General features: G+C 69.1%; 9 protein-coding genes and 2 pseudogenes. 3 read left to right on the top strand and 8 right to left on the bottom strand.

Going from position 1 to position 11,588, the window contains the following annotated elements:
• Positions 1-712 (top strand): annotated as a pseudogene (locus A5688_RS00785) (SecDF P1 head subdomain-containing protein); the annotation flags it as partial.
• 422 nt (positions 713-1,134) lie between these two features.
• Here the strand turns inward: A5688_RS00785 and A5688_RS28470 are convergent.
• Positions 1,135-1,224, bottom strand: a pseudogene (locus A5688_RS28470) (hypothetical protein); the annotation flags it as partial.
• A 192-nt stretch (positions 1,225-1,416) separates the two neighbouring features.
• Complete coding sequence (gene yajC / locus A5688_RS00780) at positions 1,417-1,743, bottom strand: preprotein translocase subunit YajC (protein WP_067827732.1); 327 nt, start codon at positions 1,741-1,743, stop codon at positions 1,417-1,419.
• Positions 1,744-1,961: 218 nt separating this feature from the next.
• Here yajC and gabT point away from each other — a divergent pair, with 218 nt between their 5' ends.
• Positions 1,962-3,302, top strand: a complete 1,341-nt coding sequence (gabT, locus tag A5688_RS00775) for a 4-aminobutyrate--2-oxoglutarate transaminase (protein WP_067914916.1) — start codon at positions 1,962-1,964, stop codon at positions 3,300-3,302.
• 161 nt (positions 3,303-3,463) lie between these two features.
• Positions 3,464-6,973 (top strand): carboxylic acid reductase, encoded by a 3,510-nt coding sequence (gene car / locus A5688_RS00770; protein WP_067914914.1) that lies wholly within the window; start codon positions 3,464-3,466, stop codon positions 6,971-6,973.
• A gap of 62 nt (positions 6,974-7,035) precedes the next feature.
• Here the strand turns inward: car and A5688_RS00765 are convergent, their stop codons facing one another.
• From A5688_RS00765 to ruvC, 6 genes are all read right to left on the bottom strand, one after another.
• Complete coding sequence (locus A5688_RS00765) at positions 7,036-7,725, bottom strand: hypothetical protein (protein ID WP_067827722.1); 690 nt, start codon at positions 7,723-7,725, stop codon at positions 7,036-7,038.
• A 131-nt stretch (positions 7,726-7,856) separates the two neighbouring features.
• Positions 7,857-8,240: a DUF1304 domain-containing protein gene (locus A5688_RS00760; protein WP_067827720.1), complete on the bottom strand. Its 384-nt coding sequence runs from the start codon at positions 8,238-8,240 to the stop codon at positions 7,857-7,859.
• Positions 8,241-8,398: 158 nt separating this feature from the next.
• Positions 8,399-9,088, bottom strand: coding sequence for a hypothetical protein (locus tag A5688_RS00755; protein WP_082955229.1), 690 nt, complete (start codon positions 9,086-9,088; stop codon positions 8,399-8,401).
• Between the two features lie 190 nt (positions 9,089-9,278).
• A complete protein-coding gene (ruvB, locus tag A5688_RS00750) occupies positions 9,279-10,340 on the bottom strand; it encodes a Holliday junction branch migration DNA helicase RuvB (RefSeq protein ID WP_067827717.1) in 1,062 nt (353 codons plus the stop codon).
• A complete protein-coding gene (gene ruvA, locus A5688_RS00745; protein ID WP_067827714.1) occupies positions 10,337-10,936 on the bottom strand; it encodes a Holliday junction branch migration protein RuvA in 600 nt (199 codons plus the stop codon). Before ruvA ends, ruvB begins: the two co-directional genes overlap by 4 nt.
• Positions 10,933-11,499, bottom strand: a complete 567-nt coding sequence (gene ruvC / locus A5688_RS00740; protein WP_067827711.1) for a crossover junction endodeoxyribonuclease RuvC — start codon at positions 11,497-11,499, stop codon at positions 10,933-10,935. The genes ruvA and ruvC overlap by 4 nt, the downstream gene beginning before the upstream one ends.
• Positions 11,500-11,588 lie beyond the last annotated feature (89 nt).

The raw sequence follows: 11,588 nt of genomic DNA, 5'->3' as shown, positions 1-11,588 counted from the left end.
GCCTGCGCCAACGCCTCACGGCTGGGCTTCGACCCGTCCGGGGTACGCGCGCGCTCCCGGTGCGCCCGCCCCCGCTCCCGGCGCGCCGGCCGGGGAGGCGCCGCCCGCTGAAGCGCCCGCGCCGCCGGACCCGCGCAAGGACCTCGCCGACCGCATCGCCGAGGAGAAGAAGTGGCGCCAGAGCACCCGTCAGGGCATCCAGTTCCTCGCCCTGCAGTTCCAGGCGACGCGCTGCGACAAAGAAGACATCCTGGCCGGCAACGACGACCCCGCCCAGCCGCTGATCACCTGCTCGACCGACCACAAGGTGGCCTACCTGCTGGGCCCGTCGATCATCAGCGGTGACCAGATCCAGGACGCCAGCGCGAGCCAGAACCAGCGCGGCATCGGCTACGTCGTCGACCTCCAGTTCAAGTCCGCCGCCGCCAACACCTGGGCCGACTTCACCGCCGCCCACATCGGCACCCAGACCGCGTTCACGCTGGACTCGCAGGTCGTCAGCGCGCCGATGATCCAGGAAGCGATTCCCGGCGGCCGGACCCAGATCAGCGGCGGCGATCCGCCGTTCACCGCCTCGACCGCCAAGCAGCTGGCCAACGTCCTCAAATACGGCTCGCTGCCGCTGTCCTTCGAAGCCTCCGAGGCCCAAACCGTCTCGGCGACACTGGGATTGACCTCGCTGCGAGCGGGACTGATCGCGGGCGCGATCGGGGCGGGTGCGGGCGGTGCCGGGCTCGGCGTTGGCGGGGGCTCCTGCGGATACGGTCGCGGCTGGGCACCCGGGGCAGTGCCCGGACCCGGCTGGCCGGGAGCGGGTTGACCGGGCGATAGCTGACCAGGCGCGGGCTGCCCGGGCGCGGGCTGCCCCGGAGCGGGCTGACCGGGTGCGGGCTGCCGTGGCGCGGGCTTGGGCTCGGCGCTCTGGGCCGGCATCGAGTTGAGCACCGGCCGGATGTAGAGGCGGGCGGTCTGCCCCAGGTTGCGGGCCTCGTTGCCGTCGTTCCCCGGGACCGTGATGATCAGGTTGTCGCCGTCGACCACGACCTCCGAACCGGACACGCCGAGGCCGTTGACCCGGGCGCCGATGATCTGCTGGGCCTGCGCCAACGCCTCACGGCTGGGCTTCGACCCGTCCGGGGTACGCGCGGTCAGCGTGACGCGGGTGCCCCCCTGAAGGTCGATACCGAGCTTGGGGGCGGCTCGCTTGTCTCCGGTGAGAAACACCAGCAGGTAGACGCCGACGAGCAACAACAAGAAGACCGACAGGTAGCGGGCAGGGTGCACCGGCGCCGAAGACGATGCCACGTTCCTTCTATCTCCTCGAAAATCGGTTACTTACCCCGGACAGAGCCTACGTGGCCCGCAGTTGCCCGTTGCGCAAGCGGTCCGCCGTTGGGCGATTGATGGGAATCCCGGTCAGGAATCGTTGGCGACCGAGCCCTCGCCGGCGGCACCGTCGCCCTCGGCCAGGTCCTCGTCGTCGTCGGGCAGGATCCGGTCGCGGATCGCGAGCTTCATCCAGGTGGTGACCACCCCGGGCGCGATCTCGAGGTCGACGGTGTCGTCGGTGATCGCGACCACGGTGGCCTGCAGGCCCGACGTGGTGTGCACCCGATCGCCCGGGCGCAACGACTCGTGCAGGTCGATGGTGGCCTGCATCGCCTTCTTCTGGCGGCGCGACGCCAAGTACATGAACCCGCCCATGATGAGCAAGAACGGCAGGAACAGGATCAAACTCTGCATGGACGCGCCTGTCTTTCGTCGTGATTTCGGGGCATTACGAGGAGGTGGGTGCCGGTACGACTCGGGCGTCGCGCACCTCGTAACGGTCCAGTGTGCCCGTCCAGTCTGGCAGGCCACGGGTCGCGACCGACCGCCGCGGTGCACCGAGTGCCCGCCGGCGTCAAGCTAGATAGGCTTTTGATGCGACGTGACACGCGCGCCGCGGGGAGGAGTATGTAGTGGCCAGCCTCGAGCAGACTCGCCAGCTGGTCACCGAGATCCCCGGTCCGGCATCGCTGGAACTGACCAAGCGCCGGGCGGCGGCGGTGTCGCACGCGGTGAACGTGTCGGTGCCGGTTTTCGTGGCCCGCGCCGGCGGCGGCATCATCGAGGACGTCGACGGCAACCGGCTGATCGACCTCGGCTCGGGCATCGCGGTGACGACGATCGGCAACTCCTCTCCCCGGGTGGTCGAGGCGGTGCGCGCGCAGGTGGCCGAGTTCACCCACACCTGCTTCATGGTGACGCCGTACGAGTCCTACGTCGCCGTCGCCGAAACGCTGAACCGGATCACCCCGGGCGCCGGCGAGAAGCGCTCGGTGCTGTTCAACTCCGGCGCCGAGGCGGTCGAGAACGCGGTCAAGGTCGCGCGCGCGTACACGCGCAAGCCCGCCGTGGTGGCGTTCAACCACGCCTACCACGGCCGCACCAACCTGACGATGGCGCTGACCGCCAAGTCGATGCCCTACAAGGGCGGCTTCGGCCCGTTCGCGCCGGAGGTCTACCGGGCGCCACTGTCCTACCCCTATCGCGACGGCCTCCTCGACAAGGAACTGGCGACGGACGGGGAAAAGGCCGCCGCGCGGGCCATCAACGTCATCGAAAGCCAGGTCGGCGCCGACAGCCTGGCCGCCCTGATCATCGAGCCGATCCAGGGTGAGGGCGGGTTCATCGTGCCGGCCGAGGGATTCCTGCCCACCCTGCTGGACTGGTGCCACAGGAACGACGTGGTGTTCGTCGCCGACGAGGTGCAAACCGGGTTCGCCCGCTCCGGCGCCATGTTCGCGTGCGAGCACGAGGGCATCGAACCCGACCTGATCTGCACCGCCAAGGCCATCGCGGACGGACTGCCGCTGTCGGCGGTCACCGGCCGCGCGCAGATCATGGATGCGCCCCATGTCGGCGGTTTGGGCGGCACCTTCGGCGGAAACCCACTAGCTTGCGCGGCAGCGTTGGCCACGATCGAGACGATCGAGAACGACGGATTGATCGAACGGGCCCAGCACCTGGAACGCCTGATCACCGAGCCGCTGCTGCGCCTGCAAGCCGGCGATGACCGGATCGGCGACGTGCGCGGTCGGGGCGCCATGATCGCCATCGAATTGGTGAAGTCGGGAACCGCCGAGCCCGACAAGGAACTGACCCAGAAGCTGACCGTCGCGGCCGCGGCCGCCGGGGTGATCGTCCTGACCTGCGGCATGTACGGCAACATCATCCGGCTGCTGCCCCCGCTGACCATCAGCGACGAACTGCTGACCGAGGGGATCGACATCCTCGGCGGACTGCTGCGCGACCTCTAGACCCGGGGAAGCTCCGCCCGCGCGTCCTTACCGCGTGGGCAATGTCACAAACGCCGCAACGACCGGATCGTGGTGGAATACCGTTACTTTAGCTAACGTTCTATCTGTCAGCGCGGACAGCGCAAATTGGCTCGCTAACTTTCATTTGCAAGGGATCATTTATGTCGACTCCTATTCGGGACGAAGAACTCGACCATCGCGTCGAGGAACTCATTGCCAACGACCCCCAGTTCGCCGCGGCCCAACCGGACCCGGCGATCACCGCGGCCCTCGAACAGCCGGGGCTGCGGCTGCCGCAGATCGTCCGGACCGTGCTCGACGGTTACGCCGAGCGGCCGGCGCTGGCGCAGCGGGTGGTGGAGTTCGTCAAGGACGCCGAGACTGGACGGACTTCGGCCGAGTTGCTCCCGCGCTTCGAGACCATTACGTACGGCGAACTGGGCCAACGGGTTTCGGCCCTCGGCCGCGCCTGGGCCGCCGACGCCAACCCCGGCGACCGGGTCTGCGTGCTGGGTTTCAACAGCGTCGACTACGCCACCATCGACATTGCGCTGGGCACCATCGGGGCCGTGTCGGTGCCGCTGCAGACCAGCGCGGCGATCACGTCGCTGCAGCCGATCGTGGCCGAGACCGAGCCCACCCTGATCGCGACGAGCGTCAACCAGCTGCCCGACGCGGTGCAGCTGATCCTGGCCGGCGACCACCTGCCGGGCAAGCTGGTCGTGTTCGACTATCAGCCCCAGGTCGACGACCAGCGCGAGGCCGTGGACGGCGCCGTGGCGCGGCTGGCCGGCACCGGCGTGGCCGTCGAGACGCTCGCCGACGTGCTGCAGCGCGGCAAGGACCTGCCGGCAGTTTCCGAGCGGGCGACCGACGAGGACTCGCTGGCCCTGCTGATCTACACCTCCGGCAGCACCGGCGCGCCCAAGGGCGCGATGTACCCGCAGAGCAACGTCGGCAAGATGTGGCGGCGCGGCAGCAAGAACTGGTTCGGCGAGAGCGCCGCATCGATCACCCTCAACTTCATGCCGATGAGCCACGTCATGGGCCGCGGAATCCTTTACGGCACGCTGGGAAATGGTGGCACCGCCTACTTTGCGGCCCGCAGCGACCTGTCCACCCTGCTCGAGGATCTCGAGTTGGTGCGTCCCACCGAGATGAACTTCGTCCCGCGGATCTGGGAGACGCTGTTCGGTGAATTCCAGCGCCAGGTCGAGCGGCGTCTGGCCGACGGCGCGGACCGCGAGACCGTGGAGGCCGCGGTGCTCGAGGAACAGCGCCAGTACCTGCTGGGCGGCCGGTTCATCTTCGCGATGACGGGCTCCGCACCCACCTCACCGGAGTTGAAGAAGTGGGCCGAGTCGCTGCTGCAGATGCACCTGATGGACGGCTACGGCTCGACCGAGGCCGGAATGGTGTTGTTCGACGGCGAGATTCAGCGCCCGCCGGTGGTCGACTACAAGCTGGTCGACGTTCCGGATCTGGGGTACTTCGCTACCGACCGCCCGCATCCGCGCGGAGAGCTGTTGCTGCGGACCCAGAACATGTTCCCCGGCTACTACAAGCGGCCCGAGACCACGGCCAACGTTTTCGACGACGACGGGTACTACCGGACCGGTGACGTGTTCGCCGAGATCGCCCCGGGCAGGCTCGTGTACGTCGACCGCCGCAACAATGTGCTCAAGCTTGCGCAGGGCGAGTTCGTGACGCTGGCCAAGCTGGAGGCGGTGTTCGGCAACAGCCCGCTGATCCGTCAGATCTACGTCTACGGCAACAGCGCCCAGCCCTACCTGCTGGCCGTGGTGGTGCCCACCGAAGAAGCCTTGGCGGACAACGACCTTGACTCGCTCAAGCCGAAGATCGCCGACTCGTTGCAGAAGGTCGCGAAAGAGACCGACCTGCAGTCCTACGAGGTGCCGCGCGACTTCATCATCGAGACCACCCCGTTCACGCTGGAAAACGGTTTGCTGACCGGGATCCGCAAGCTGGCGTGGCCGAAGCTCAAGCAGCACTACGGGGAACGGCTCGAGCAGATCTACGCCGACCTGGCCGCCGGCCAGGCCAACGAGCTGGCCGAACTGCGCCGTAGCGGCGCCGAGGCGCCGGTGCTGCAGACCGTGAGCCGGGCCGCGGCCGCCATGCTGGGCGCGGCGGCCGGCGACCTGTCCCCCGACGCCCACTTCACCGATCTGGGTGGAGACTCGTTGTCGGCGTTGACATTCGGAAACCTGCTGCGCGAGATCTTCGACGTCGACGTGCCGGTGGGTGTCATCGTCAGCCCGGCCAACGACCTGGCGGCCATCGCCGACTACATCGAGGCCGAGCGGCAGGGATCCAAGCGGCCGACGTTCGCGGCCGTGCACGGACGCGGCGCCACCACGGTCCGCGCCGGTGACCTCACGCTGGACAAGTTCCTCGACGAGGCCATCCTGGCCGCCGCGCCGAGCCTGCCCAAGCCGGCGACCGAGGTGCGCACGGTGCTGCTGACCGGCGCGACCGGATTCCTGGGCCGCTACCTGGCGCTGGACTGGCTCGAGCGGATGGACATGGTCGACGGCAAGGTGATCGCCTTGGTAAGGGCCAAGTCCGACGCGGAGGCGCGTGCCCGGCTGGACAAGACCTTCGACAGCGGCGACCCGAAACTGTTGGCGCACTACCAGAAGGTGGCCGCCGACCACCTCGAGGTCATCGCGGGTGACAAGGGCGAGGCCAACCTCGGCCTGGACCAGCAGACCTGGCAGCGGCTGGCCGACACGGTCGATGTCATCGTCGACCCGGCGGCGCTGGTGAACCACGTGCTGCCCTACAGCGAGCTGTTCGGGCCCAATGCGCTGGGCACCGCGGAGCTGATCCGGATTGCGTTGACGTCCAAGCAAAAGCCGTACACGTACGTGTCGACGATCGGTGTGGGCGACCAGATCCAGCCGGGCACGTTCGTCGAGAACGCCGACATCCGGCAGATCAGCGCCACCCGCGAGATCAACGACAACTACGCCAACGGGTACGGCAACAGCAAGTGGGCCGGCGAGGTGTTGCTGCGTGAGGCGCACGACCTGTGCGGTCTGCCCGTCTCGGTGTTCCGCTGCGACATGATCCTGGCCGACACCACCTATGCCGGACAGCTCAACCTGCCGGACATGTTCACCCGGCTGATGCTGAGCCTGGTCGCCACCGGTATCGCGCCCGGTTCGTTCTACGAGCTCGACGCCGACGGCAACCGGCAGCGGGCGCACTACGACGGCCTGCCGGTCGAGTTCATCGCCGCGGCGATCTCGACGCTGGGAACACAGATCACCGACAGCGACAACGGTTTCCAGACGTACCACGTGATGAACCCGTATGACGACGGCATCGGACTCGACGAGTACATCGACTGGCTGGTCGAGGCCGGGTATTCGATCGAGCGCATCGCCGATTACTCCGAGTGGCTGCGGCGGTTCGAGATGTCGCTGCGGGCCCTGCCGGATCGGCAGCGCCAGTACTCGCTGCTGCCGTTGTTGCACAACTACCAGAAGCCGGAGAAACCGATCAACGGCTCGATGGCACCCACCGATGTGTTCCGCGCGGCGGTGCAGGAAGCGAAAATCGGCCCCGACAAAGACATTCCGCATGTCTCGGCGCCGGTCATCGTCAAGTACATCACCAACCTGCAGTTGCTCGGACTGCTCTAAGGGCAGCAAAGCAATCGCCCAGTCCCGTTGCGGGACTGGGCGATTGCTTTTGATGGCGCGAGCTACTGCTGCGGGTGCGGCCAGCGCAGGTACGCGGCGTTGGCGCCCGCCCCGGCGCCGGCACGGTTACGCCGCCATCCCCGCTTCGGCTCGGGGTCCGCCGAGGATCGCGGCTTGGTCAGCGCGCCCGAGGAGACCTCGGCCGGCTCGTAGACCGAATCCCGGTACGGCTCAACGCTCGGCGCCGCGGCGGGTTCGGCCGCCACCGGATGCACGTCGCGGGCCAGGCGCACCGCGGTGCGCGCCAGCACGACGCCGCCGACGAAGATGATCAGCGCGCCCAGGCCGGAGAAGTACGTGACCTCGAGCACCGCGCGCTTGCGTTCGGTCGCGGCGATGGGATCACCGGCGGAGCCGATGCCCAACAACGGGGCGACCTGACCGCCCACCACGAACCAGGCACCGGCCAGCACGGCCAGCCAACCGCCCAGCATGGCGGCGACCCGGTTCCCGGCGACGATCAGCAACAAACCGCCCAGCGCGGTGGCCGCTCCCGGCGCCACCTCCAGCCAGCCCCGGGCCGTGCTCCACGCCCAATCCCGGTCCGGTGTGTAGGCAAAATTAAAGTGCGGACCAACAAACGGTATTAACGCCCCCCAAGCTCCCAAAATGACCAGGAGCAATCCGCTGACCGCGCCGCGCGAGCGCGGCATGCTCAGCCCGCGCGGTTGGCCGTCTTCTGCGTATTTCATGACATCCCCTCGTTGAATACCGGGCTTGATTCCGGCCTGGGATGGTTACCCAGCGCTTTCCACTACTAACCCACGGGAGAGTCGAAAGCCACCGCTAGCCGTGGCTTTTGAGGCTGCTGAGACTCGTGTTACTAGTGAAGTCCGAAGAGCAGGAGCACGATTGCGATCGCCGGAAAGGCGCCCTGCGTCGCGGCGGCGCGCGCCTTCGCGCGGTCGGACGCGACCAGCACCACCGCCGCCGCGGCCATCGACCCGACGCCGGCGAAGACGAGTGCCGCGCCAATGCCGTTGTGCCCCAAGGCAACTGCGGCAATGCCCACGCCTGTGACGATGGCCAGGAACAAGTTGTAGAAGCCTTGGTTGAAGGCGAGGAGCTTGGTGGTTTCGGCCTCGGCTTCGGTGGTGCCGAACGTGGCGCGCGTGCGCGGCGAGGTCCAGGTCAACGATTCGATCACAAAGATGTAGACATGCAGCAACGCCGCCAGCGCGGCGAACACCAATCCGGCGGTGATCATCGCCCCTCCTCGCGCCTCGAGGCCCGGCGCGGCGGCCGGTTTCAGCATGTTTCGGCGCCGGTGAACTTTACCGACCAGCGGTTGCCCGGGCCAGCCTGACGCGAAACGGCACCGGCAGCAAAGGGCTACCGGTGCCTCCCGCCCTGCTCGGTTACCGGCTACGCGCCTGCGTGGTGGTGCCGGTGGAACAGGCCGCCGCCGGCGCGCCGACGGAACAAGCCACGACCAGTGCGCCCGCGGGGCTCCGGCCCGGCCGCCGCAGCGTCCGCCCGCGCCGCCGCCGGGGCGCGCGTCTCGTCGTACATGGCCGGCTCAGCCGCCGGAACGGCCTCGCCCGCTACGGGAGCCGGGTGCGTCACCACGACGTCGCGTGCGTGCCGAACGGCCAGGCGGGCCACGGCGGCCCCGCCCAGGAACACGATCAGGGCGCCCAGACCGGTGAAGTAGGTGACCTCGAGCAGGGCCCGCTTGAGGTCCGTCGCCGCCATCGGTTGACCGAGGTCCCCGATGCCGAGGGTCGATGCGAACGCACGGCCGACCACGAACCAGGCGCCGCCGGCGACCGCCAGCCACCCGCCGAACACGGCGCTGGCACGGTTACCGGACATGAGCACCAGCAGGCCGCCCACCGCTGCGGCGGCCCCGGGGAGCACCTCCAGCCAGCCCTTGGCCGTGGTCCACGTCCATGCCGGGTCGGTCATGTAGGCCCAGTCGATGTTGGGGCCGAAGAACGGCACCAAGGCACCCCACGCACCCAGGAGTATTAGGAGTAACCCGGTTAGCGCGCCGCGGGTACGTGGCATGTACAGCGCGCGAGGGCGGTCGTAGTCGTGGCTCATGGTCCTCATCGGAACCTCCTTCACAGGTATCACTGCTGTGAGGCTGGTTACCCGAACGTTCGGGCGATGGCTCGGCGCGAAGGTCACGATTTGGTCGCGAAACGCACCCGGGGCCGCCGACGGCCCAGCTACCTGCTGGTCGCACGGTCCCGATGGCGGCGACCCGCTTCGCCCGGCACCGCCGCGCTTGCGGTCGCCGCTAGTCGAACAGGCCGGCCTGGCCGAGGCCGGTGACCCCGGCCGGAGGGGCCATGCCGAGGTGCGTCCACGCCTGGGCGGTGGCGACCCGGCCCCGCGGCGTCCGGGCGACCATGCCGGCGCGGACCAGGAACGGCTCGCACACCTCCTCGACCGTGGCGGCCTCCTCGCCCACCGCCACCGCCAGCGTCGAAACCCCGACCGGGCCGCCGCCGAAGCTGCGGGTCAGCGCCGAGAGCACCGCCCGGTCCAGCCGGTCCAGGCCCAGCTCGTCGACGTCATAGACCGCCAGCGCGGCCTTGGCGACGTCGCGGGTGATCACGCCGTCCGCGCGCACCTCGGCGAAGTCGCGAACCCGGCGCAACAACCGGTTGGCGATCCGCGGCGTCCCGCGCGAGCGCCGGGCGATCTCCTCGGCCGCGTCACCGCCGAGTTCGATGCCCAGGATCCCGGCGGAGCGGGCCAGCACCCGCTCCAGCTCGGCAGGCTCGTAGAAGTCCATGTGCGCGGTGAACCCGAACCGGTCCCGCAGCGGGCCGGTCAGCGCGCCGGAGCGGGTGGTCGCGCCGACCAGCGTGAACGGCGCCACCTCCAGCGGAATCGACGTCGCCCCGGGACCCTTGCCGACCACCACGTCGACCCGGAAGTCCTCCATGGCCAGGTACAGCATCTCCTCGGCGGGCCGGGCGATGCGGTGGATCTCGTCGATGAACAGCACGTCGTGCTCGACCAGGTTGGACAGCATCGCCGCCAGGTCACCGGCGCGTTCCAGCGCGGGCCCGGACGTCACCCGCAACGAGGATCCGAGCTCGGCGGCGATGATCATCGCCAGCGACGTCTTGCCCAGTCCCGGCGGGCCGGACAGCAGAATGTGATCCGGTGTGCCGCCCCGGTTCTTGGCGCCCTCGATGACGAGCTGCAGCTGTTCGCGCACCCGCGGCTGGCCGATGAACTCGCGCAGCGAGCGCGGTCGCAGGCTGGTCTCGATGTCGCCCTCGCCGGGCGCCAGCGCGCCGGAAACCTCTCGCTCGGCGTGGTCGTCCCCGACATCTTGCGGGGTCATCGGGACTTACCCAGCAGGGACAGGGCCGCGCGCAGGGCGCCGGACGTCGTCGCGTCCTGTTCGGTGGCCAGCACCTTGTCGGTGGCCTCTTCGGCCTGCTTGGCGGCGAAGCCCAGCCCGACCAGGGCCTCGACCACCGGCCCCCGCACCGCGTGCCCGTTCACCACGGACGCGCCGCCCGGCGCGCCCGCCATGCCGGCACCGACCTTGTCCCGCAACTCCAAGACCATCCGTTCGGCGCTGCGCTTGCCGATGCCCGGCACCCGGGTCAGCGCGCTGACGTCGCTGTCATGTAGCGCCTGGCGCAGCGCTCCCGCGTCGTGCACGGCCAGGGTCGCCATCGCCAGCCGGGGCCCCACCCCCGACACCGACAGCAGCGTCGAGAACAGGTCGCGGCTGTCGGTGTCGGTGAAGCCGTACAACGTCATCGAGTCCTCGCGGACGATCATCGCGGTGATCAGCCGCGCCTCGGTGCCGGTCCGCAACGTGGACAGCGTCGACGGGGTCGCGTTCACCCGGTAGCCGACGCCGGCGGCCTCGATCACCACATGGTCCAGCGCCACCTCGAGGACCTCGCCGCGCACCGAGGCGATCATCGCGCGGCCTTCAGCTTGGCATCCAACTTGGCCTTGTATTTCTGTCGCTGCTGGGCGGCCATGGTTTCGGCCGCGGCCATCCGGGCGATCATCGGCGCCCGCCAGCAGTGACAAATCGCCAACGCCAGCGCGTCGGCGGCGTCGGCAGGTGTCGGTTTCGCTTGCAGCGCAAGGATTCTGGTGACCATAGCGGTGACTTGCGCCTTGTCGGCCGCGCCGTTGCCGGTGACCGCGGCCTTGACCTCGCTGGGCGTGTGGAAGTGCACGTCGACACCGCGCTTGGCCGCCGCCAGCGCGACCACCCCGCCGGCCTGGGCGGTGCCCATCACCGTCGACACATTCAGCTGGGAGAACACCCGCTCGACGGCCACGACGTCCGGCTGGTGGGTGGCCAGCCAGTGCTCGACGGCATCGCTGATCTGCAGCAGCCTTTCGGCAAGCGGTGCATTCGACGGCGTGCGCACCACGTCGACGTCCAGCGCGACGACCGTGCGCCCGCGCCCGCTTTCGACGACCGACAGACCGCATCGGGTCAGGCCGGGATCGACGCCCATCACCCGCATTCCCGCTCCCAACTAGTAGAACAGCTGTTCGATACCCTAGCGGCCGGCCCCGACGGGTCCGGGTAGGACACGCGGCGACGCGGCCGATT

Origin of the sequence: Mycobacterium mantenii (genome assembly GCF_001667865.1) — a bacterium.
In the GTDB taxonomy this organism is placed as follows: Bacteria; Actinomycetota; Actinomycetes; order Mycobacteriales; family Mycobacteriaceae; genus Mycobacterium; species Mycobacterium mantenii_A.
This window is presented reverse-complemented; position numbering and strand designations above follow the sequence as displayed.

Coding starts and splice junctions, on each gene's coding strand:
- yajC (WP_067827732.1), bottom strand. CDS start 1,743: ATGCAGAGTTTGATCCTGTTCCTGCCGTTCTTGCTCATCATGGGCGGG.
- car (WP_067914914.1), top strand. CDS start 3,464: ATGTCGACTCCTATTCGGGACGAAGAACTCGACCATCGCGTCGAGGAA.
- A5688_RS00765 (WP_067827722.1), bottom strand. CDS start 7,725: ATGAAATACGCAGAAGACGGCCAACCGCGCGGGCTGAGCATGCCGCGC.
- A5688_RS00760 (WP_067827720.1), bottom strand. CDS start 8,240: ATGATCACCGCCGGATTGGTGTTCGCCGCGCTGGCGGCGTTGCTGCAT.
- A5688_RS00755 (WP_082955229.1), bottom strand. CDS start 9,088: ATGAGGACCATGAGCCACGACTACGACCGCCCTCGCGCGCTGTACATG.
- ruvB (WP_067827717.1), bottom strand. CDS start 10,340: ATGACCCCGCAAGATGTCGGGGACGACCACGCCGAGCGAGAGGTTTCC.
- ruvA (WP_067827714.1), bottom strand. CDS start 10,936: ATGATCGCCTCGGTGCGCGGCGAGGTCCTCGAGGTGGCGCTGGACCAT.
- ruvC (WP_067827711.1), bottom strand. CDS start 11,499: ATGCGGGTGATGGGCGTCGATCCCGGCCTGACCCGATGCGGTCTGTCG.